18 protein-coding genes and 2 tRNA genes are annotated in these 20,807 nt (G+C 73.5%); 10 read left to right on the top strand and 10 right to left on the bottom strand.

Annotated features, from left to right (window positions below):
• Positions 1–13 precede the first annotated feature (13 nt).
• Both JQN72_RS08375 and JQN72_RS08370 read right to left on the bottom strand, forming a co-directional pair.
• Positions 14–2,146: an ATP-dependent DNA helicase RecQ gene (locus JQN72_RS08375; protein ID WP_204134721.1), complete on the bottom strand. Its 2,133-nt coding sequence runs from the start codon at positions 2,144–2,146 to the stop codon at positions 14–16.
• Between the two features lie 37 nt (positions 2,147–2,183).
• A complete protein-coding gene (locus JQN72_RS08370) occupies positions 2,184–3,539 on the bottom strand; it encodes a serine hydrolase (RefSeq protein WP_204134720.1) in 1,356 nt (451 codons plus the stop codon).
• Positions 3,540–3,588: 49 nt separating this feature from the next.
• Here JQN72_RS08370 and JQN72_RS08365 point away from each other — a divergent pair, with 49 nt between their 5' ends.
• The gene (locus tag JQN72_RS08365) at positions 3,589–4,035 is read left to right on the top strand and encodes a thioesterase family protein (protein WP_204134719.1); all 447 of its coding nucleotides are present in this window, start codon (positions 3,589–3,591) and stop codon (positions 4,033–4,035) included.
• A complete protein-coding gene (locus tag JQN72_RS08360; protein ID WP_204134718.1) occupies positions 4,032–4,652 on the top strand; it encodes a hypothetical protein in 621 nt (206 codons plus the stop codon). The genes JQN72_RS08365 and JQN72_RS08360 overlap by 4 nt, the downstream gene beginning before the upstream one ends.
• On the opposite strand, the gene JQN72_RS08355 is transcribed toward JQN72_RS08360, so the two are convergent.
• The 3 genes from JQN72_RS08355 to JQN72_RS08345 are packed head-to-tail and all read right to left on the bottom strand — an operon-like array spanning position 4,634 to position 8,643.
• Positions 4,634–6,022 (bottom strand): MFS transporter, encoded by a 1,389-nt coding sequence (locus JQN72_RS08355; RefSeq protein ID WP_204134717.1) that lies wholly within the window; start codon positions 6,020–6,022, stop codon positions 4,634–4,636. The genes JQN72_RS08360 and JQN72_RS08355 overlap by 19 nt on opposite strands.
• A gap of 10 nt (positions 6,023–6,032) precedes the next feature.
• Positions 6,033–6,851, bottom strand: coding sequence for a glycerophosphodiester phosphodiesterase family protein (locus JQN72_RS08350; RefSeq protein ID WP_204134716.1), 819 nt, complete (start codon positions 6,849–6,851; stop codon positions 6,033–6,035).
• 1 nt (position 6,852) lies between these two features.
• Positions 6,853–8,643 (bottom strand): glycoside hydrolase family 13 protein, encoded by a 1,791-nt coding sequence (locus JQN72_RS08345; protein ID WP_204134715.1) that lies wholly within the window; start codon positions 8,641–8,643, stop codon positions 6,853–6,855.
• 72 nt (positions 8,644–8,715) lie between these two features.
• On the opposite strand from JQN72_RS08345, the gene JQN72_RS08340 reads away from it, so the two are divergent.
• Complete coding sequence (locus JQN72_RS08340; protein WP_204134714.1) at positions 8,716–9,081, top strand: hypothetical protein; 366 nt, start codon at positions 8,716–8,718, stop codon at positions 9,079–9,081.
• A gap of 82 nt (positions 9,082–9,163) precedes the next feature.
• Here the strand turns inward: JQN72_RS08340 and JQN72_RS08335 are convergent, their stop codons facing one another.
• The 3 genes from JQN72_RS08335 to pepN are packed head-to-tail and all read right to left on the bottom strand — an operon-like array spanning position 9,164 to position 13,063.
• Positions 9,164–9,562 (bottom strand): globin, encoded by a 399-nt coding sequence (locus JQN72_RS08335; protein ID WP_204134713.1) that lies wholly within the window; start codon positions 9,560–9,562, stop codon positions 9,164–9,166.
• The gene (locus JQN72_RS08330; RefSeq protein ID WP_204134712.1) at positions 9,559–10,524 is read right to left on the bottom strand and encodes a mechanosensitive ion channel family protein; all 966 of its coding nucleotides are present in this window, start codon (positions 10,522–10,524) and stop codon (positions 9,559–9,561) included. Before JQN72_RS08330 ends, JQN72_RS08335 begins: the two co-directional genes overlap by 4 nt.
• Positions 10,511–13,063 carry an aminopeptidase N gene (gene pepN, locus JQN72_RS08325; protein WP_204134711.1) on the bottom strand — a complete coding sequence of 851 codons (2,553 nt, stop codon included), beginning with the start codon at positions 13,061–13,063 and terminating at the stop codon, positions 10,511–10,513. The genes JQN72_RS08330 and pepN overlap by 14 nt, the downstream gene beginning before the upstream one ends.
• Positions 13,064–13,177: 114 nt before the next feature.
• On the opposite strand from pepN, the gene JQN72_RS08320 reads away from it, so the two are divergent.
• Genes JQN72_RS08320 through JQN72_RS08305 form a run of 4 tightly spaced genes read left to right on the top strand, consistent with a single transcriptional unit; the run spans position 13,178 to position 16,120 of the window.
• Complete coding sequence (locus JQN72_RS08320) at positions 13,178–13,798, top strand: DsbA family protein (protein ID WP_204134710.1); 621 nt, start codon at positions 13,178–13,180, stop codon at positions 13,796–13,798.
• A gap of 7 nt (positions 13,799–13,805) precedes the next feature.
• On the top strand, positions 13,806–14,276 hold the full coding sequence (locus JQN72_RS08315) for a ribose-5-phosphate isomerase (protein ID WP_204134709.1): 471 nt from the start codon (positions 13,806–13,808) through the stop codon (positions 14,274–14,276).
• 7 nt (positions 14,277–14,283) lie between these two features.
• Entirely contained in the window at positions 14,284–15,393 is a 1,110-nt protein-coding gene (locus tag JQN72_RS08310) for a PP2C family protein-serine/threonine phosphatase (protein ID WP_204134708.1), read from the top strand.
• A gap of 43 nt (positions 15,394–15,436) precedes the next feature.
• Positions 15,437–16,120 (top strand): tRNA (guanine(46)-N(7))-methyltransferase TrmB, encoded by a 684-nt coding sequence (locus JQN72_RS08305; RefSeq protein WP_307812526.1) that lies wholly within the window; start codon positions 15,437–15,439, stop codon positions 16,118–16,120.
• A 219-nt stretch (positions 16,121–16,339) separates the two neighbouring features.
• On the opposite strand, the gene JQN72_RS08300 is transcribed toward JQN72_RS08305, so the two are convergent.
• Positions 16,340–16,413, bottom strand: a tRNA-Pro gene (locus tag JQN72_RS08300).
• Positions 16,414–16,508: 95 nt separating this feature from the next.
• On the opposite strand from JQN72_RS08300, the gene JQN72_RS08295 reads away from it, so the two are divergent.
• From JQN72_RS08295 to JQN72_RS08285, 3 genes are all read left to right on the top strand, one after another.
• A tRNA-Gly gene (locus tag JQN72_RS08295) sits at positions 16,509–16,582 on the top strand.
• 205 nt (positions 16,583–16,787) lie between these two features.
• Positions 16,788–18,125 (top strand): trigger factor, encoded by a 1,338-nt coding sequence (tig, locus tag JQN72_RS08290; RefSeq protein WP_204134706.1) that lies wholly within the window; start codon positions 16,788–16,790, stop codon positions 18,123–18,125.
• Positions 18,126–18,313: 188 nt separating this feature from the next.
• Complete coding sequence (locus JQN72_RS08285) at positions 18,314–19,702, top strand: hypothetical protein (RefSeq protein WP_204134705.1); 1,389 nt, start codon at positions 18,314–18,316, stop codon at positions 19,700–19,702.
• A gap of 37 nt (positions 19,703–19,739) precedes the next feature.
• Here JQN72_RS08285 and JQN72_RS08280 read toward each other — a convergent pair whose 3' ends face one another.
• Positions 19,740–20,804 (bottom strand): LacI family DNA-binding transcriptional regulator, encoded by a 1,065-nt coding sequence (locus JQN72_RS08280; protein WP_204134704.1) that lies wholly within the window; start codon positions 20,802–20,804, stop codon positions 19,740–19,742.
• Between the last annotated feature and the right edge of the window lie 3 nt (positions 20,805–20,807).

The raw sequence follows: 20,807 nt of genomic DNA, 5'->3' as shown, positions 1-20,807 counted from the left end.
CCTGCCCTTCGGACTAGCCGTCGACCGCGAGTCCGAAGGGCAGGACCGCCGGGGCCCCGGCCAGGCGCAGGGCGCGGCCGGCGACGGTCATCGTCCAGCGTGACGACACGACGTCGTCGACGAGCAGCACCGGGCCGGGGCAGCCGGCGAGCGCGGCTGCGAGGTCGGGGCCGACGACGAGGCGCTCCCACACGCCGGCGAGCCGGTAGGCGCTGTTGCCGCCCATGCCGCCGGAGGGACCGCCATGGGCGAGGTCGAGGGTGCCGAGGAACCGGAGCCGGCCGATCTCGGCCAAACCGGCGGCGAGGGACACGACGAGCTGCGGCCGGGCGCGCGACGGCATCCCGACGACGCCGACCGGGCGCTCGGCCCAGCCCCACTCCGCGAGGACCGGGACGCACGCCCGGAGCAGCTCGGACGAGGCTGGGGCGTCCTCGCGGAGCACCTCGCGCAGCCGCTGCCCCCACCCGAGGTCGGAGAGCCGGGCCAGGGCGCGCCCGGCCTGCACCTGCTCCTCGGCGGCGATCCGCCCCTTGACGGGAACGCCGACGCGGTCCATCCCGGTGGGCCACTGGGCACGCGGGTCGACGGCGACCCCCACCCGCTGCAGGCGCTCCCGGGCGGCGCCGACGACCTGGTCCGGGACGTCGGTGGGATACCACGGCCCCGCGCAGCCGTCGCAGCGTCCGCACGGAGCGGCGGTGTCGTCGTCGAGGCACTCCTGGAGGAAGGCCATCCGGCAGTCGTCGGTGCGCTCGTAGTCGACCATGAGCTGCTGCTCGGCGGTGCGGGCAGTGGCGACCCGGTCGTAGCGCTCGGCGTCGTACTCCCAGGGGACCCCCGTGGAGGTCCACCCGCCGGAGACGCGCCGGATCGCACCGTCGACGTCGAGGACCTTGAGAAGGAGCTCGAGGCGGGTGCGGCGGACGTCGACGGTGGTCTCCAGCGCGGCCGTGGAGAGGGGCCGGCCCGCCTCGGCGAGCGCGCGCAGCACGGCGTCCGCCTGCTCCTCCCGCGGCATGGAGACCGAGGCGAAGTACCGCCAGATGTCGCGGTCCTCCGGGCCGGGCAGGAGGAGGACGTCGGCCCGCTCGGTGGCGCGCCCGGCGCGCCCCACCTGCTGGTAGTACGCGACCGGACTGCTCGGTGCCCCGAGGTGGACGACGAACCCGAGGTCGGGCTTGTCGAAACCCATCCCGAGCGCCGAGGTGGCGACGAGCGCCTTGACCTCGTTGTCACGCAGCTGCTGCTCCAGCCGCTCGCGGTCGGCGGGGTCGGTGCGGCCGGTGTACGCGGCGACGGCATGGCCGGCCTCGGCGAGGCTCGCGGCGACGTCCTCGGCGGCCGAGACCGTCAGCGCGTAGACGATGCCCGAGCCGGGCAGCTCCCCGAGGTGCGCGAGCAGCCAGCCGAGCCGCTGCTCGGGCGACATCGAGCGGAGCACCCCGAGACGCAGCGAGTCACGGGCCAGGCCGCCACGCACGGTGAGGACCGGTCGGCCACCGGCCCCCAGCTGCTCCTCGACGTCGTGGACGACCCGGGCGTTGGCCGTGGCCGTCGTGGCGAGCACGGGCACGTCGGCCGGCAGGCCCACGAGGAGGTCGCGGATGCGACGGTAGTCGGGCCGGAAGTCGTGCCCCCAGTCGCTCACGCAGTGGGCCTCGTCGACGACGAGCAGCCCGCAGCGCCGCGCGAGGTCGGGCAGCTGCTCCTCCCGGAACCTCGGGTTGTTGAGCCGCTCCGGGCTGACGAGGAGGACGTCGACGGCGTCCTCGGCGAGCGCGGCGCGGACCTCGTCCCAGTCCTGGGCGTTGGCCGAGTTCATCGTGACCGCGCGGATGCCTGCCCGCCCGGCTGCGGCGATCTGGTCACGCATGAGGGCGAGCAAGGGACTGATGATGACGGTGGGGCCGGCGCCCTCGGCGCGACGCAGCGCGGTGGAGACGAAGTAGACCGCCGACTTGCCCCACCCGGTGCGTTGCACGACGAGGACCCGGGAGCGGTCGGCGACCAGCGCGGAGACGGCCTCGAGCTGCCCGTCGCGGAAGTCGGCGTCGTCGCGGCCGACGAGCCGGCGCAGCGTGGAGCGGGCGCGCTCGGTGAGCTCGAGGGACGGGGGAGTGGGGGCGTGGGGTGTCGTCGTCATCGCCACCCCACCGTAGGGCCCCGGGGCGACAGCGCCCTCAGTGCCAGCCGAGCTCGTCGACGCCTCCCGGGACGTCGGCCTCCGGGTCGTACGGCGTCCGGGCGAACCTGAAGGACGCGACGTCCAGGTGCGACACGCTGCCGTCCGTGCGGCGCACCACCGTCAGGGGCTCACCGGTGAGGTAGCCGTCGAGTCCCACCCAGGCGTCCTCGCCGGTCCTCGCGAAGCGGGAGGCCCGCGCGGTCCCGGGGTCGCCGAGGACCAGGTGCTCCCCCTTCGTCCGGGCGGTCGTCGTCCCGGCACCCCAGTGCCAGGTCCCGACGAGCTCGAGCAGCGCGGGGTCCCCGGAGGCCGACCACGGCGTCACCGGGCGCAGGACCTCGTCGTCGAGCACCTGGAGGAGGGCCTTGGCGAAGGGCTGCATCGCGGTGGACGACGTCGTGTTCGTCATCGTCACGACCCCGTCACCGTCTTCCAGCCGGACCCGGAGCCCCGCGAGGAACCCTGGCATGGAGCCTCCGTGGCCGGCCCACCGGACGCCCTCGAGGTTCCAGACCTGCCAGCCGAGGCCGTGCGCGCCGGTCCACGGCTGGCCGCGGTCGTCGACGACGTGGTGCGGCTCGCACATCTCGGCGAGGGTGTCGGGTGCGAGGAGGCCGGCGGTGTCGCCACCGAGGAACGTCGCCCATCGGGCGAGGTCGCGCACCGTGGTCCAGAGCTGGCCCGCGGGAGCCATCGCGCCGGCGTCGTGCTCGGGCTCGCGCAGCAGGACGTCGGCGAACGGGTGGACGGCCAGGCCCTGCGCCGCGCACCCTGCGGGCCGGGTGGTGGTCCGGGACATGCCGAGCGGCTCGAGCAGGTCGGTGCGCACGACCTCCGCCCACCCGGCGCCGTGGTGCACCTCGAGCAGCCGGCCGAGGGCCGCGTACCCCACGTTGGAGTAGTGGAAGCGTCGGCCGGAGCGGAAGCGCCGGTCCACCGGCGCACCGGCCAGCGCGTCCCAGTCGCCACCGGGGGTCCGCTCCCACCACGGGCCGTTCGTCTCGGCCTGGGCGCCGGAGGCGTGGGTGAGCAGCTGCTCGACGGTCGCCGCGCCGAGCCGGGACCCCGGCACATGGTCCTCGAGGCGGTCGGCGAGGTCGAGCCGGCCCGCGTCCCGCAGCCGCAGCACGCAGACGGCGACGAGGGTCTTGGTGATCGAGCCCATCCGGTACTGGGTGTCGTCGTCGGCCGGTCTGCCGTCCGCGCGTCCGTCGAGCGTCCCGGCCGCGCCGTGCCAGACCAGGGCGCCGTCCCGGACGACGCCGGCGACGACCGAGGGCAGCCGCGCGTCCCGCTGGGTCGTGGCGAGGACATGGTCGAGACGGGCGGTGGCGCGGGGGTGGAGAGGCACGCGCTCACCCTAGGTCGGGCCGCTGTGCGTGTGCTGCGAGGATGACCGCATGGCCGAGCCCTACGCCGCCCTGGTGCCTCTGCGCTGGTCCGACATGGACGCCTACGGGCACGTGAACAACGTCCAGTACCTCCGGCTCCTCGAGGACGCCCGCGTCATCGGGCTGCGCGAGTTCGTCCCGGACTGGTCGGCGATGCTCGACGAGGGCATCGTCGTCACCCGGCACGCCATCGAGTACCACCAGCCGCTGACGTACCGTCACGCGCCGGTGCAGGTCACGATGTGGGTCACCCGGGTGCACGGCGCCGGTTTCGACCTCGGCTACGTCGTCCGCGACCCGGCCGAGGTGGGTGACCGGGTGTACGCCCTCGCGGAGACCGGGCTGGCGCTCTACGACTTCGCCGCCGAGACACCACGGCGGTTGCCCCCGGACGCGAGGCGGGCCCTCGCCGAGTCCGTGGGCGACCCCGTGGCCTTCCGCCGGCCCGCCCGGTGAGCGCCGTCCTGCGTCTCGCCGACGCCGCCTCGGTCGGGGACCTCGGCCGCTTCGCCGCGCGGGCCCGGGCGGTCGACGACGAGGGCGCCATGCGCCTCCAGGCGGATGGCGAGGTGCTCGCGGCATGGGTCGGGGTGCTGCAGGGCAGCGGCATCCTCGCCGAGGGCACGGTGCTCGGGCTACGGACCTTCGCGCTCGCCGAGCCCGCGGAGTGCGACGCCGTCGTCCCGCTCGGCGCGGTCACCGACCGCACGGCCCGCGCCGACGGCAGCGGCTCCTTCGACCTCCCGCCGACCCGTGCGCTGGCCGCGTGGTCCGCGGTCACGCCACCGCGCTCCGGCTGGGAGCGCGCGGGCGAGGTCTCGGCGGACGTCCTCGCCGACGCGGCCCGCAGCGGCCTGGAACAGGTGTCCGCCGCCGTGCGCGAGAGGGGGGCCGCGGCCGGCTTCGTCCGCGACCGGGTCTGGGGCGAGGAGGCCGTCCCAGGGGTCCGGGCCGGCGGGGCCTTCGCGGCGTTCTCGCTCGGCTTCCTCCGGCCGGGCAGCGTCGTGTCGGTGTGGCGGTCGAACCGGTGGACCCGGGTCACCGCCACCGGAGGTCACGTCCTGATGCGCTGACCGGCGGGGACCACGACGGCAGCGACGGCCGCCAGGCCGAGGAAGATCGCGCCGAACAGCGGGTTGTCCCGGCCGGGGTCGTGCCCCGCCGCGAACGCCGCCGTGGCCCCGGCGATGCCGAGGACGCTGCCGAGGACGTCCGCGAGCTGCAGCGACGAGGACGTCTCGCCGTGCTCGTGCACGGGGCTGAGCTCGAGGGCCACGATCGTGGTCGTCGTGACCCCCGTGCCCATCGCGAGGCCCGCGAGCACCATGGCGACGACGGTCAGCCAGGCGGGCAGGTCGACCCACGCCACGAGCGAGAGCCATCCGAGGCCGGCGGCGAGGAGGACGCCCCCGAGCTCGATGAGCCGGTACCGGGGCAGGTGCAGGGCGTCGTGGCCCTGGTACCAGGCGCCGGCGGCCCACCCGACGGCTCCCACGGCGAGGGTGAGCCCGGCCATCTTCAGGGTCGCCCCGCGCTGGTCGACGAGGAACAGCGGGACGTACGTGATGCCTCCGTAGAAGGCGGCGCACAGCAGCGCCCGGGCGAGGACCACGCTCGGCAGCCCGTGGCCCATGACCCAGGTCGCGCGGGGGAGCAGGACCGGGGCGACGGCGGCGACACCGGCCAGCCCGAGGACGGCCACGACGGTCTTCGGTGACCACTCGAGGCTGAGCTCGTGGGTGCCGTACTGGATGGCGCCCGCGGCGGCCGCGACGGCCAGCCCGGCCCACGCGGTGCGCACGTGCGTGCGGTGGTCCCGGTTGCTCACGGCCTCGCGCAGGTGGGTGGTGTCGACCCGGGACTGGGCCCGCCACAGTGCTCCCATCGTCGCGACGACGGGTGCGACGACCCCGAGGAACACCCACCGCCACGAGAGGTGGTCGGTGACCCATGCCGCGACCGGAGGACCGGCGAGGGCCGGCAGCACCCATGCGGCGGAGATGTACGTGAAGAGCCGGGGACGGACCGCCTCGGGGTACACCCGGCCGGCGATGACGTAGAGCATGACGACGAGCAGTCCGCCACCCAGCCCGGTGAGCGCCCGCCCCGCGAGGAAGACGTCGAGCCGCGAGCTCAGGCCGCAGGTGGCGGCTCCGAGACCGACGAGCACCTGACCGGCGAACGCCCCCGGCAGCGGTCCGGACCGGTCCGTCCACACTCCGGCGAGCACGATCCCCAGAAGCTGCGCCGTGAGCATCACCGAGAACGCGAACCCGTAGGACCGCACCGCCTGCAGCTCCCGGGCCACGGCCGGCATCGCGGTGGACACCGCCATCGACTCGAACGCGACGATCGTCACGAGGGCGAGGACCGCCAGGGTGATCTCGAGGTAGGGGCGGCTCAGAGGTCCTCCGGGGGACTTCCCCGCTGCCGCGGCACGCATCCCGACCACCCTAGACGGGGAAGGGGGGCGTGAGGGGCAGGCCACGTTCCCGGAACACCTGCGCGAGCACGTCGATCCGGTCGGCGACGATGCCGTCCACGCCGAGGTCGAGCAGCCGGCGGTACTCCGCGGCGTCCTCCGTGGACCACGGGTGGAACCACACGTGGACGTGCTTGCCCGTGGCGTGCGCGCGGTGCAGGAGCCCGGGGGTGACGAGGGTGACGGTCCGTCCCGCGACGCGGTGCCTCGCCGGGATCTGCAGCACCGGGGCGGAGGTGTGCAGTACCCCGGAGACCACCCGGGGAGTGAAGCGCAGGAGCGCCGTGCCGAGCTCGCCGGCGGCCGTCGCGACGTGCGGGCCGAGGGCGCGCCGCAGGCGCCACAGGCGGCGCTGGTCGAACGAGCCGAGGCAGACGCGGTCGAGCGCGTCGTGGCGGCGCAGCACCTCGATGGTGGGGTCGAGCGCGGCGTCGGCCTTGACGTCGATGTTGACCCGGGCCGAGGGCAGCGCCCCGAGCAGCTCGGTGAGCAGCGGGACGGGTTCGGCGCCGCCGACCCGGGCCCGTCGGACCTCGGACCAGGGCAGCTCGGCGATGCGGCCCGCACCGTCGGTGACGCGGTCGAGCACGTCGTCGTGGAAGGCGACGACCTCGCCGTCAGCGGTGGCGTGGACGTCGGTCTCCAGGTACCCGTACCCGAGGTCGACCGCGCGGTGGAAGGCGGCCATCGTGTTCTCCAGCCCGACGTTCTCCGGCAGCTCGGCCCCGCCGCGGTGGGCGAGGGCGAGCGGCGTCCGGGCGGCGAGGTAGGAGAAGTCCGCCGCGCGCATCTCAGGCGTCCGTGGACCGCAGCCAGACCGTCGTGTCGGTGGGCAGCCGGCCGTCGTCGAGCGGTCCGGACGTGACGAGCACCTCGGCCGCGGGCAGGGTGAGCGCGTCGGGACCCAGGTTGGTCACGACGAGGACGGAGGAGCCGTCGTCGGCGGTGGCGCGGAACGCGACGACCGAGTCCGAGCAGCGCTCGTCCCAGGCCAGCACCGACCTGCCGAGACGATGCCGGCGGCGCAGCGCGAGCAGGCTCCGGTAGAGCTCGAGGGTCGACCCGGGGACGCCGTCCTGCTGGTCGACGGCGAGGTCGCCGTAGGCCTGCGGCTGTGGCAGCCAGGGCGTCCCGCCGGGGCCGAACCCGAAGGACGGGGAGTCCTTGGTCCACGGCATCGGGACCCGGCAGCCGTCCCGTCCGGCGACCTCGCCGTTCGTGTGGTGGAAGGTGGGGTCCTGGCGGAACTCGTCCGGCATCGTCGTGTGCTCCGGCAGGCCGAGCTCCTCACCCTGGTAGAGGTAGGCGCCACCGGGAAGCGCGAGCATGAGCGCGGTGGCGGCCCGGGCCCGGCGCAGACCGAGCCCGGCATCCGGCTGGGGGTCCTCGGCCGTGATGCCGTTGGGGCGGGGGAGGGACTGGTCCAGGCCGAGCCGGGAGGCGTGCCGGACGACGTCGTGGTTGGACAGCACCCACGTCGTCGGCGCGCCGACCCCGTCGTTGACCCGCACGGACGACTCGACGACGGCCCGCAGCGCGGCCGCGTCCCACGGGCTCTCGAGGAAGTCGAAGTTGAACGCCTGGTGCATCTCGTCGGGGCGGACGTAGAGGGCCAGGCGGCTCTCCGGCTTCACCCAGGCCTCGGCGCACAGGATGCGGTCGGGCTCGCCGTAGGAGTCCAGGACGGCGCGCCACTCCCGGTAGATCTGGTGGACGCCGTCCTGGTCCCACATCGGGGAGCTGGAGGTGGCCGTGTGGTCGAGCACGTCCGTGTCCGTGCCCGGTGCGTCCCCGTCCTCCGGGCCCTCCTCGGTGACGACCTCGTCGTACAGGCCGACTCGGCCGTGCCAGTCGGGGAGGCCCTCGCGCTTGACCAGACCGTGCGCGACGTCGACCCGGAAGCCGTCGACGCCGCGGTCGCACCAGAAGCGCAGGACGGACTCGAACTCCGCCCGAACCTCCGGGTTGTCCCAGTTGAGGTCCGGCTGGGTCACGTCGAAGAGGTGCAGGTACCACTGACCCGGTGTGCCGTCGGCCTCGGTGACCCGGCTCCAGCCCCGACCGCCGAACACCGACGGCCAGTTGTTCGGGGGCCGCTCGCCGTTCGGTCCCCGGCCCTCGCGGAAGAGGTAGCGGTCCCGCTCGGGGCTGCCGGGGGGCGACGCGAGGGCCTCGCGGAACCACGCGTGCTCGCTGCTCGTGTGGTTCGGCACGATGTCGACGAGGACCTTGAGGCCGAGCCCGTGGGCGGTCTCCACCATGGCGTCGGCGTCCGCCAGGGTGCCGAACCGGGGGTCGATGTCGCGGTAGTCGGCGACGTCGTAGCCCGCGTCGTTCATCGGGGACACGTAGAACGGGCTGAGCCAGATCGCGTCGACGCCGAGGTCGCGCAGGTAGGGCAGCCGGGCCGTGATGCCGGGCAGGTCACCCATCCCGTCCCCGTCGGCGTCCGCCCACGAGCGTGGGTACACCTGGTAGATGACGGCGTGACGCCACCACGGGGCATCGGGGGCGTCGGCCGGGTGGACGGTGCTGCCGGGGGCGGTCGGGGACTGCGTCGTCGCGTCGCTCACCCGCCCCATCGTTGCCTATCCACCGCGCCGTTCCCAACCCGGTCGCCGTCCTGCGGCCCCGCTCCGTGCGACCCTCGTCGCGTGCAGCACGAGGTCCGGAAGGCTCCCGCGCGGCCACGGCCGGCCGTGGCTGTCGCTCTCGTGCTCGCGGCGCTCGGCACAGGGGCGCTCGTCGTGCTGTCGGTGCCGGCCGCGCTCCTGCTGTGGGTCGGGGTCGCCGTCGCCGTCGGGCGTGGTGACCCCACGTGGAACGACGGCGAGGAGTGGTGGGGGACCGGCGTCGGGCTGGTGCTCGTCGTGCTCCTCGCCGCGGTCCATGGGGCGATGCTCGCCGCCGTCGCCGACCGGACCGGACGTCGCGTGGGCCGGGTCGTGGCCGGGCTCTCCGTGGCCGCGGTGCTCCTCGTGCACGCGCTCGCTGCAGCTGCGTTCGTCGGCGGCGTCTGACGGCCTTCCCGGTCGACGGGCCTCAGACGGCCTCGGCGGTCCGGAGGTCGGGGCGCACGGCGTCCTCCTCGGCAGTGGGACGTCAGGGCATGAGAGGCGGGTGTCCGTGCCCGTCGTCGGTGTTGACGAGCATGTGCGCGGCACGCAGGAAGTAGTCGCGCATCTGCTCGGCCTGCGGCTCGGGGATCTCGGCGGCCTCGACCGCGGCGAGCATGTGCCGCATCCACCGGTCGCGCATGTCGAGCGTCACCGGGAACGGGGCGTGGCGCATCCGCAGCCGGGGGTGGCCGCGCTCCTCGCTGTAGGTCGTCGGCCCACCGAAGTACTGGGTGAGGAACATCCGCAGCCGGCGCTCGGCCGGCGCGAGGTCCTCCTCGGGGTAGAGCGCCCGCAGCGGCGGGTCGGCGGCCACGCCCTCGTAGAACGCGTGGACGAGCCGTTCGAAGGTGGGTGCCCCGCCGACGTCCTCGTAGAGGCTCATCGGGGGCCGCCCGGGGAGAGCGGCATGAGCGGCGGTGCCTGGACCTCGTGGGCGTCGAACGCTGCCTTGATCCGGGCCCGTAGCTCGCGCTGCACCGGGAAGTTCTCGCCGGCGAGGGTCTTCGCGAGGACCTTGACGGTGACGGTCTGGCCGGAGATCGAGTCGACGCCGAGGACGGTGGGCGGCTCGATGAGCTTGGCCTCCCAGTCCGGGTCGGCGGCGAAGGTCTCGCAGACCTCGCGGACGATGCCGAGCACCTTGGTGACGTCCTCGCGGTACGAGAACGGCATGTCGACCCACGCGGCGCCGTTGCCCTGCGACCGGTTGCCGATCCGGACGATCTCGCCGTTGCGCACGTACCAGACGACCCCGTCGAAGTCGCGCAGCCGGGTGATCCGCAGCGAGACCTCCTCGATGGTCCCGATCGCCTCGCCGGTGTCGACGATGTCGCCGACGCCGTACTGGTCCTCGAAGATCATGAAGATCCCGGAGAGGAAGTCCTTGACCAGGCTCTGCGCGCCGAAGCCGATCGCGACACCGCCGACGCCCGCCGACGCCAGGAGCGGTCCGAGCGGAAGCCCGACGAGCGACATCACCGTGAGGGCCGCGACGAGGCCGACGACGAAGGTGGAGATGCTCCGCAGCAACGACCCGACGGTCGTGACCCGGGCCCGGTGGCGTTCGCCCGCGTGACCGGTGGTCGTCGCGAGCAGGCCACTGCGCGCGTCCCGCTCGCTGTTGCGCTCCGAGGAGCGGGCGGTCATCGAGGTGACGGTGCGGTCGATGAGGCGGTGCAGCGCCCAGCGGGCGACGACGGCGATGAGGACGGTCACGAGGACCCGGACCCCGCCGGTGAGCATCCAGTGCTGGGCGTCCTCGACGACGCCGACGACGGCCTGGGCGTCGAGGTCGGCGAGGTCGGGGAAGCGGGTGAGAGCGGTCACGGCGTCAGTCACGGGCATCACGCTCCTGGGCGGTGAGGGCGCGGGCCACGGCGTCCCGGTTCTCGGTGACGAGGCGGCGTAGCGCGGCGGGTAGGGACGGGTTCTCGTCGAGCCAACGCTGCGTGGCGTCGAACAGTGCCGCGTCGACGAGGGGTGCGGGGTAGAAGCCGAGGACGAGGGACTCGACGACGGCGTGCGAGCCGTGTGACTCCACGGCACCCAGCATCGCGTGGTAGCGGTCGACGAAGGGACGGAGCAGCTCGGACGGGGTCCCGGCGCGGGCGAAACCCAGCCCGGTGGCCTCGACGATGGCGTTGGGTCGGCCGGTCTCGTCGACGACCTCCCGCCAGGCGGTCTCCTTGGCCTCGGCGGTGGGGATCGCCGCGCGGGTGCGGGCGGCCCGCTCACGCGCGGTCGCGGTGTCCTCGCGGGCCAGCTCGGCCTCGATCTCCGCGCCGTCGACGTCCCCGGCGGCGGCGAGCGCCGTGAGCAGCGTCCACCGCATCTCGAAGTCGACCTCGAGCCCCGGGACGCGGTCGTCGCCGTCCAGGAGCCCTCGCGCCGCGCTGGGGTCGTCCCCGGCGCTCGTCAGCGCGGCGGCCGCGGTGACGAGCTGCAGCTGGGCGTCGCTGCCCGGCTCGGCCTGCGTGGCCATGGACCACAGGGCGTCCCGGGTCGTGGCGCGGGTGGCCTCCCGGTGCGCGGGTGCCGTGTACGAGTACACGGCGGTCCGCAGCTGGATGACGAGGGTGCGCAGGAGCGTGGAGTCGGTCTCGCCGGGGAGGCTCGCGAGGACGAGGTCGACGAACGCGCGCGCCCCCATCTCGCCGTCCCGGGTCATGTCCCACGCGGAGGCGAGGACGAGGGCGCGCGGCAGCGACTCGACGAACCCGCGCGGATGGGCCAGGGCGGTGGCGAGGGAGCGCTCGTCGAGCCGGATCTTCGCGTAGGCGAGGTCGTCGTCGTTCACGAGGAGCAGGTCGGGCTGCTGACGCCCCACGAGGGACGGGAGGTCGGTGCGCTCGCCCGCGACGTCGACGTCGAGCAGGTCGGTCCGCACGAGCGCGCCGTCGCGCACCTCGTACAGCCCGACGCCCAGCCGGTGCGGCCGCAGCGTCGGGAGGTCCGCCGGGGCCGTCTGCTCGATGGCCACCGAGACGTACCGGCCGGCGTCGTCGACCTCGACGAGTGGCCGGAGGGTGTTGACACCGGCGGTCTCGAGCCAGAGGTCCGACCAGCTCCGCAGGTCACGACCGGACGTGGCCTCGAGCTCGGAGAGGAGGTCGTCGAGGGTCGTGTTGCCCCACGCGTGCGTGCGGAAGTAGGTGCGCAGCCCGTCGCGGAAGTCCTCACGCCCGACGTAGGCGACCAGCTGCTTGAGGACGGAGGCCCCCTTGGCGTACGTGATGCCGTCGAAGTTGACCTCGACGTCCCGGAGGTCGCGGATCTCGGCGACGATCGGGTGGGTGGTCGAGAGCTGGTCCTGGTCGTAGGCCCAGTCCTTCTCGTAGGTGCCGAACGTCGTCCAGGCGTCGGTCCACCTCGTGGCCTCCGCCTGGCAGGTCGTGGAGGCCCACTCGGCGAAGGACTCGTTGAGCCAGAGGTCGTTCCACCAGCGCATCGTCACGAGGTCGCCGAACCACATGTGCGCGAGCTCGTGGAGGACGGTGAGGGCGCGCCGCTCGCGGATGGCCTCGGTGACCTTGGAGCGGAAGAGGTAGATCTCGCTGACGGTCACGCAACCCGCGTTCTCCATCGCCCCCATGTTGTACTCCGGCGCGAAGAGCTGGTCGTACTTCGCGAACGGGTACGCGCAGTCGAACTCGTCCTCGAAGAAGGCGAAGCCGCGCTTCGTGACGTCGAGGAGCTCGTCGGCGTCGAGGTAGGGGGTCAGGCTGCGGCGGCAGAAGATCCCGAGCGGGACCTCGCCGCCCCGGCCGGTGACGGAGTCCCGGACCACGTCGTAGGGCCCGGCGACGAGCGCGGTGACGTAGCTCGACATCCGAGGGGTGCGCTCGAAGCGCCAGGTGGCGACGCCGTCGCGGACCGGCTCGGCCTGCGGGGTGGGGGAGTTCGAGACGACCTGCCAGTGCGCCGGGGCGGTGACGGTGAACGCGAACTCCGCCTTGAGGTCGGGCTGCTCGAAGACGGGGTACATCCGGCGGCTGTCCGGGACCTCGAACTGGCTGTAGAGGTAGACCTCGTCGTCGACCGGGTCGACGAACCGGTGGAGACCCTCGCCGGTGTTCGTGTAGAGCCCGGTGGCCCGCACGACGAGCTCGTTCTCGGCCGCGAGCCCGGGGAGCCGCACCCTGCTGTCGGCGTAGTGCCGGGTGGGGTCGAGCGCCACGCCGTTGAGGAGGACCTCCTCGACCGACGCACCGACGAAGTCGACGAACGTCTCTGCGCCGGGCTCGGCGCACGTGAACCGGACGGTGCTCGTGGTCGAGAAGCGCTCGGGCCCGGTCGTGAGGTCCACCTCGACGTCGTGCGTCGAGACGGCCACGAGGGACGCGCGGGTGACGGCCTCCTCGCGGGTGAGGTTGGTGCCGGGCACGGGGTCTCCTAGCGGTGGTGGTGCGGGGTCGGCGCGGGTCGACAGCGCGTCCGCCAATCCTGTCACGCCGGACGGAGCCCGCCGATGTCCGGTGGCGGTGGCAGGATGACCGGCATGACGACTACCGCCCGCGCGGCTGCAGAGTTCTGGTTCGACCCCTTGTGCCCCTGGGCGTGGATGACGTCCCGCTGGATGGGTGAGGTACAGGAGGTCCGCGACGTTCACGTCACGTGGTCGGTCATGAGCCTCGCGGTGCTCAACGAGGGCCGAGACCTGCCGGAGGAGTACGCGGCCCTCATGGAGCAGGGGTGGGGGCCGGTCCGGGTGGTCGTGGCGGCCCGCCGCGAGCACGGCGACGACATCGTCAAGCCGCTCTACGACGCACTCGGGACGCGCATCCACCACGAGCAGCAGGAGTACCCGGCCGCCATCGCCGGCGCGCTCGAGGAGCTCGGCCTCCCGGCGGAGCTCGCCGACGCCGCCACGTCGGACACCTACGACGAGGAGCTGCGGGCCAGCCACCAGCGCGCCATCGACCTCGTCGGCGACGACGTCGGCACGCCGGTCGTCGCCGTCGACGGCGTCGCCTTCTTCGGCCCGGTCGTCACCCCCGCCCCGAAGGGTGAGGCGGCCGGGCTGCTGTGGGACGGCTGCGTCCTCGTGGCCCGCACCCCCGGGTTCTACGAGCTCAAGCGCTCCCGGACACAGGGTCCGATCTTCGACACGGAGGACTGACTCCACCATGACGCGCGTGCACATCGCAGGGGACCACGCCGCGTTCGAGATGCTCGGCGACCTCGTCTCGATGCTCGAGGCCGACGGGCACGACGTGACCCACCACGGCCCGCACGAGTACGACCCGCTCGACGACTACCCGGTCTTCGTACTGCGGGCGGCCGAGGCCGTGGCCGACGACCCCGACGCGCTCGGTGTCGTCCTCGGTGGGTCCGGCAACGGCGAACAGATCGCGGCGAACAAGGTGCGTGGTGTCCGGGCCGCGCTCTGCTCCGACGAGGAGCTCGCTCGCCTCGCGCGCGAGCACAACGACGCGCGGGTCATCTCCGTCGGTGCCCGGGTGACCGACCCGGAGACCGCCCGCGCCATGGTGCGTACGTTCCTGTCCACCCCGTTCTCCGGGGAGGAGCGGCACGCCCGGCGCATCGCGATGCTCGACACCTACGAGGCCGACGGCAGCATGCCGGAGCACGGCTGACGCCACCATGGCAGCACGATCCGAGCTCGGCGCAACGGGGCGCGAGACACCGGACGATCGGCGTCGGCGGGTCGTCGCGCCCCGGCTGGCCGCGCTCGACGACCGGTGGTACCCGGTCGCCATCGTCGTCGCGCTCGTCCTCATCGGGATCGGCATCGTGCTCGTGCCCGAGTACGTCCCCATCTCACTCGTGTTCCCGGTGCTCGTCGTCGCCGGCGTGCTCCTCGAGCCGCGTCGTCTCGGCCTGGTGCTGGCCGCCACCGGGCTGGTCGTCGCCTTCTGGGTGCCCCGTTCCCTGCTGTCGCCGGCGCGGGTCGTCGGCGTCATCGTCGCCGTCGCCGTCGTCATGGGGCTGGTCGTCGTCATCGCCCGCTCCCGGGACCGGGTCGGGGTCCGCGGCTTCAGCGGGGACCGGATGTTCGCCGACCTGCGGGACCGGATCGCGTCGGTCGGGCAGATCCCCGCGCTCCCCGACGGCTGGTCGGCCACGTCGTCCATCCTCTCGGCGCACGGCGACCGCTTCTCGGGGGACTTCGTCGTCGCCCACCTCGACGCCTCCGGGGACCGGCTCGAGCTCGCCCTGGTCGACGTGAGCGGCAAGGGGACGGGGGCAGGCACCCGCTCGCTGCTGCTGTCCGGAGCCCTCGGTGGCCTGCTCGGTGCCGTCCCCTCGACCGACTTCCTCAGTGCCGCCAACGACTACCTCGTGCGTCAGGGGTGGGAGGAGGGCTTCGCCACGGCCGTCCACGTCGAGCTCGACCTGCGCACGGGGGCGTACTCGATCGCCAACGCGGGGCATCCCTCACCGGCACGCTACGTCTCGGGGCGGGCCCGCTGGACGGTCCTCGACGCCGGCCGTGGCCCGCTGCTCGGCGTCATCCCCGGGATCGGCTTCCCGCGGCAGACCGGCACCCTCGACCGCGGTGACGGGCTGCTCATCTACTCCGACGGTGTGGTCGAGGCCCGCGACCGTGACCTCACCGACGGCATCGACCGCATGCTAGGCGTCGCGGCGATGTCGGTGCTCCGCGACGGTGACGTCGCCCGCGATGTGTGCGAGTCGGCGCGTTCGGGGGAGGATGACGACCGGGCGGCCCTCTCGGTGCGCCGCCTCTGACGTCCGCCGGCACCGTCGGTCCCCGTTCGAAAGGCACAGTCCCGTGGCGTCCCGCCCGGTCCTCGACCACACCCCGCGCGAGAGCGTTCGCACCTTCACGCCGCGTTGGCGCAACAGTCCGCTGACCGACGAGCGGATGGCCACGCTGCTGCCCGGGCGCGCGCTCCCCGAGGGGTCGCTCGTCCCGGCCGAGGCGTTCGGCCGCGGTGGGCCGGTCGTGCTCGAGATCGGGTCGGGACACGGGGCCGCCGCCATCGCGTACGCCGCGGCGCACCCGGGGGCCGACGTCATCGCCGTCGACGTGCACGTGCCCGGGGTGGCCCGGATGCTCGCCGCTGCCGACGACGCCGGGGTGCCCAACCTGTGGGCGCATGTCGGCGACGCGCTTCCACTGCTCACCGACCGGGTCGCACCCGGCACGCTCGCCGCCGTCCACCTGTTCTTCCCCGACCCCTGGCCGAAGAAGCGGCACGCCAAGCGCCGGTTCGTCCAGCAGTACTCGCTGACGCTCCTCGCGTCCCGCCTCGCGCCCGGTGGCGTGCTGCGCATCGCGACGGACATCGACTCCTATGCCGAGCACTGCCGCGAGCAGCTCGCCGCGCACGGCGGCTACGACGTCGTCGAGGGGGAGCGGCCGACGTGGCGCCCGGACGACGGGTTCGAGGCCAAGGGGCTACGGCACGGGCGCACTGTCTCGGAGTTCGCCTGCACCCTGCGCTCCACCTGACGATTTGGCGGATGTGTCATGTCGTCAGCGCGGGTCCGCTGTCGGGGTAGCCGGACGCCGCCGTCACACCGTCCGCTCCTGCACCGCGCGGCTCGCGGCACCCGGGGTAGCCGGACGCCGCGGGTCGAGCCACCTCCTCCGTCGGTGCCTCGACCTCGCTCCCGTCATCCCGCGACCCCGCCGGACACCGACGGCTCCTTCGTCGCCGTCCGGTGTCCGTCGGGGTAGCCGGATTTGAACCGGCGGCCTTCCGCTCCCAAAGCGGACGCGCTACCAACCTGCGCCATACCCCGTGATGCGCGCGGCCGCCGACACGTGGAGTGATTTCGGATCCCGCGAGCGCGGCCCTAGGCTAGCGCTGCCCTCGCGGTGCACGCCGACGAGGTGCGCGGGCGTAGCTCAATGGTAGAGCCCCAGTCTTCCAAACTGGCTACGCGGGTTCGATTCCCGTCGCCCGCTCCACACCGGCCCCGCCGTCGGCGCCACTCCGGACGAGAGCACCGGCCCCTCCTCGGTGCGCTGATTCGGTCCGCTCCGGCATCGCCGCTAGCATGGACCCTTGGCGTCGTCCCGGGCGTAGCGCCGCTGCGCGCACCCGGACGGTCCCGGCCACCGGTCGGCCCACGACGCGCGACCGAGACCCCGAACCCCCTGTGGAGTGCCCGAAGTGAAGAGTGCCGTCGAGACCCTGAGCCCGACCCGGGTCAAGCTGATCGTCGAGGTCCCCTTCGACGAGCTCAAGCCGATGCTCGACAAGGCCTACCAGACCATCGGGTCCCAGGTGCAGGTGCCCGGCTTCCGCAAGGGCAAGGTCCCGAGCCGGATCATCGACCAGCGCGTCGGCCGCGGTGCGGTCGTCCAGGAGGCCGTCAACGAGGCACTCCCGCAGTTCTACGCGCAGGCGGCCGAGCAGGCGGACGTCCGCGCCATCGGGCAGCCGGAGGTCGACGTCACGGCCGTGCCGCTCGAGGACGGCCAGGACCTCGAGTTCACCGTCGAGACCGACGTCCGCCCCTCGATCGAGCTGCCCGACCTCGCCGGCATCGCGGTGACCGTCGACGACGTCGAGATCACCGAGGCCGACACCGAGGAGCGGCTGACCTCCCTACGCGAGCGCTTCGGCACCCTCGTCGGCGTCGACCGCGTGGTCGAGACCGGCGACCACGTCTCCATCGACCTCTCCGCAGAGATCGGCGGCGATCAGGTCGACTCGGTCGAGGGCGTCTCGTACGAGGTCGGTTCGGGGAACATGCTCGAGGGCATGGACGACGCGCTCGTCGGCATGGCGGCGGGGGAGACCAAGACCTTCACCGCGCCGCTCGCCGGGGGCGACAACGAGGGCGAGGACGCCGAGTGCACGGTCACCGTGCAGTCGGTCAAGGTCCGCGAGCTGCCCGAGCTCGACGACGAGTTCGCCCAGCTGGCCTCCGAGTTCGACACGCTCGACGAGCTGCGCGCCGACGTCGAGAAGCAGGCCGAGCAGGGCAAGCGATACGAGCAGGGCATCCAGGCCCGCGACAAGGTGCTCGAGCACCTGCTCGAGACCGTCGAGGTCCCGGTGCCCGACGGCATCGTCGAGGCCGAGGTGAACCAGCACCTCGAGGGCGAGAACCGGCTCGACGACGACGAGCACCGCGCCGAGGTCGACGAGTCGACCCGCAAGGCGCTCAAGGCACAGTTCCTCCTCGACGCCGTCGCGGAGAAGCTCGAGGTCAAGGTCGAGCAGCCCGAGCTCATCGAGTATCTCGTGATGAGCGCCCAGCAGTACGGCATGGACCCCAACCAGTTCGCCCAGGCCGTCGACCAGCAGGGCCAGGTGCCCGCGATGGTCCAGGAGGTCGCCCGCCGCAAGGCGCTCGCGGCCGTCCTGGACGACGCGGTCGTCACCGACGCCTCCGGCAACGCCGTCGACCTCGACGCGCTCACCCCCGACGCCGAGGAGCCCGAGGCCGTGGAGGCCGAGACCACCGAGCAGGTGGAGGACACCGAGAACGCCCCTGCCTGAGCACTGCGTCGTCGGCGCCGTTCCCCCGCAGCGGGGGCGGCGCCCACGCACGTCCGCGCAGGTGGTCCGTCGGCCGGGATCGTCCGGATGGCCCTTTCCCGGCGTGTGGCTGGAAGCGGGCCAAATCAGCACCTGAGGTGAGCGCGGCCCCCGTGACCTGGGTCTACCTCTGGAAAGGCTCGATCTCGATGACGCGTTCCCTTCTCGCCGCCGTGCTCGTCGCACCGGCGCTGCTCCTCGCCGCCCCGGCGACGGCCGCCCCCTCGGCCGTCCCTGCAGCCCCCGTGGCCGCGGCGGAGGACGCGACCGGCACCTACTACAAGCTGGGCCAGCCGACGCGGTTCCTCGACACCCGGACGACCAACACGCCCGGGAAGGCCAGGACCCCGCTGAAGCGCAACTCGCCGACCGCGCTCAAGGTGACCGGCCGCGCCGGCGTCCCGACGAGCGGCGTCTCGGCCGTCGTCGTCAACCTCACCGCCGTGAACACGACCTCGCAGGGCTACTTCACGCTGTACCCCTCGGATATGAGCCGTCCCACCGCATCGACGATCAACTTCCCCAAGGGGTGGATCGGCGCGAACATGGCCACCGTGCCCGTCGGAACGGACGGGAAGATCAAGGTCTGGAACTACGGCGGGGACAGCCACGCGGTGCTCGACGTCCTCGGCTGGTACGCCGCCGACGACACCGGCCGGGACACCACCGAGGCGATGGGTGCACAGTTCTACCCGGTCGAACCGACCCGGCTCTACGACAGCCGGGCGGAGAACGACCCGTTCTACAGCGGTGACGCGGTGTCCATCGAGGTCGACTGGACCGACGATGAAACGCCTGGGGACGAGAACGACCAGGTGACGGCGTACGTCGTCAACATCACCGCCGTCGACGCCACGCGGGAGGGTGTCTTCACCGCGTGGAGCGGTGCGGGCAGCAAGCCCACCGCCTCGAACGTCAACTACGAGCCGGGCATCATCGCCCCGAACATGGCCGTCGTGCCGGTCCAGCGGACGGAGAACGGTGCCACCATCCGGGTCGACAACGTGTCGAGCGGGCGGGTCCACATGGTCGTCGACATCGTGGGTGTCTACGCGACGGACAGGGTGACCGGGATGCGCTACCGCAAGACCCCGGACGCCCCCGTCCGGATCCTCGACACCCGCTCGGGCAAGGGGCTGAACGGTGCCTTCGGGCACCGCGCCCAGCGGCTTCTCCAGGCGCCGGCGTCCGTCCTCGGCAGCGACTCGGCCTTGCTCGTCGCGAACATCACCGGGGTGGAGCCGACCAGGCGCACCTACCTCACGGTCTGGGACGGCGTCGAGACCCGCCCCTCGACGAGCAACCTCAACGTTCACCCGGGCCTCGTCCGGGCGGCGTCCACCTACGCCCCGCTCGACCTCTCCAACCGGACGAAGATCTACAACGACGCCGGTTCGATGCACGTCGTCATGGACGTCGTCGGCACCTTCGAGGTGTACGACGGCGGCACGGCGGCCCTCCGCGGCAGCTCCGAGAAGGCGGTCCAGCCGCAGCAGTTCGAGGCCGGCTCGACGGACGTCACCGCGACGCGCGACTGACGACTGTCCCACCGCCCCGGGGCCGAGCGGTCCTCGCTCAGCCCCGGGGCGGGGCGGTCGTGGTCCCCACCCGGAGCGACACCGGGAACGGCTCGTCGGCCACGACCTCGCCGTCGAGCCGGCGACGCACCATCCGGCCGAGCGCCCGGCCCTTGTCGACACCCGGCTGGAGCACGGTCGTCAGGGTGGCGTCCGACCACGGCAGGTCCACCCCGTCGAAGCCGGTGACCGACAGGTCACCGGGGACGTTCAGGCCGAGCGCCGCGGCGGCGCGGAGCACCCCGGCGGCGAGGAGGTCGGCCTGGCAGACGACCGCGGTCGGGCGCTCGGCCGCCGGGACGTCGAGGAGCATCCGGCCGGCCGCCTCGCCGGCGCCCACCGTGAGCTCGGCCGTCTGGACCACCGGGCTTCCGGGCGCGAGCTCGAGGAAGCCGCGCGCCCGGCCGCTGGCGTCCGGGTACATGCCGGCCGCGACGTCCTCCGGCGTGACCTGCGCCGTCCTCGCGCCGGGGCTCAGCTGCATCGAGACGTGCGCGAGCCGGGAGTGCCCGAGCCCGAGCACGTGCCGGGTGGTCAGGCCGATGGCCACCTCCTCGTCGGTGCGCACGTGGACGACCCCGGGGTCGAGCGGTGACCCGCTGCCCACCAGGGGCACGCCGCGGGCCGTGAGGTGCGCGACGAGAGGGTTGTCGCCGACGCCGCAGAGCGGGAAGACGGCGGCGTCCACGGCCTGGGTCGCCAGCTGGTCCACAGCGCGGGCGGGGTCCTCGGGCTGCTGGGCGACGAGGAGCATGCTCCGGCCGGTGGCGTCGAGCTCCTCGGACAGCCCGTCGAGGACGGCGAGGGCGAAGGGGTCGCGGAAGGCGGACCGCAACGGGGCCTCGACGACGACCGCGACGGTGCCGACGCGGCCGTGCCGCAAGGAGGAGGCGAGCGGGTCCGGCCCCGAGAAGCCGAGGTCGGTGGCGGCGGTGCGGACCCGCCGGGCGGTGGCCTCGGCCACCGGGCCCTTGCCGCTGAACACGAGCGACGCGGTGGAGGTCGAGACGCCGGCGCGCTCGGCGACGTCGCGCAGCGTGGCCCGTCGTACGGCCCGGGTCACGGG

This window comes from Phycicoccus sp. CSK15P-2 (assembly GCF_016888005.1).
Lineage (GTDB): Bacteria > Actinomycetota > Actinomycetes > Actinomycetales > Dermatophilaceae > Phycicoccus.
The sequence above is the reverse complement of the archived record's forward strand: the minus strand, read 5'-3'. Positions and strand labels throughout refer to the sequence as shown.

Coding starts and splice junctions, on each gene's coding strand:
- JQN72_RS08375 (WP_204134721.1), bottom strand. CDS start 2,146: ATGACGACGACACCCCACGCCCCCACTCCCCCGTCCCTCGAGCTCACC.
- JQN72_RS08365 (WP_204134719.1), top strand. CDS start 3,589: ATGGCCGAGCCCTACGCCGCCCTGGTGCCTCTGCGCTGGTCCGACATG.
- JQN72_RS08355 (WP_204134717.1), bottom strand. CDS start 6,022: ATGCGTGCCGCGGCAGCGGGGAAGTCCCCCGGAGGACCTCTGAGCCGC.
- JQN72_RS08350 (WP_204134716.1), bottom strand. CDS start 6,851: ATGCGCGCGGCGGACTTCTCCTACCTCGCCGCCCGGACGCCGCTCGCC.
- JQN72_RS08345 (WP_204134715.1), bottom strand. CDS start 8,643: ATGGGGCGGGTGAGCGACGCGACGACGCAGTCCCCGACCGCCCCCGGC.
- JQN72_RS08335 (WP_204134713.1), bottom strand. CDS start 9,562: ATGAGCCTCTACGAGGACGTCGGCGGGGCACCCACCTTCGAACGGCTC.
- JQN72_RS08330 (WP_204134712.1), bottom strand. CDS start 10,524: ATGCCCGTGACTGACGCCGTGACCGCTCTCACCCGCTTCCCCGACCTC.
- JQN72_RS08320 (WP_204134710.1), top strand. CDS start 13,178: ATGACGACTACCGCCCGCGCGGCTGCAGAGTTCTGGTTCGACCCCTTG.
- JQN72_RS08315 (WP_204134709.1), top strand. CDS start 13,806: ATGACGCGCGTGCACATCGCAGGGGACCACGCCGCGTTCGAGATGCTC.
- JQN72_RS08310 (WP_204134708.1), top strand. CDS start 14,284: ATGGCAGCACGATCCGAGCTCGGCGCAACGGGGCGCGAGACACCGGAC.
- JQN72_RS08285 (WP_204134705.1), top strand. CDS start 18,314: ATGACGCGTTCCCTTCTCGCCGCCGTGCTCGTCGCACCGGCGCTGCTC.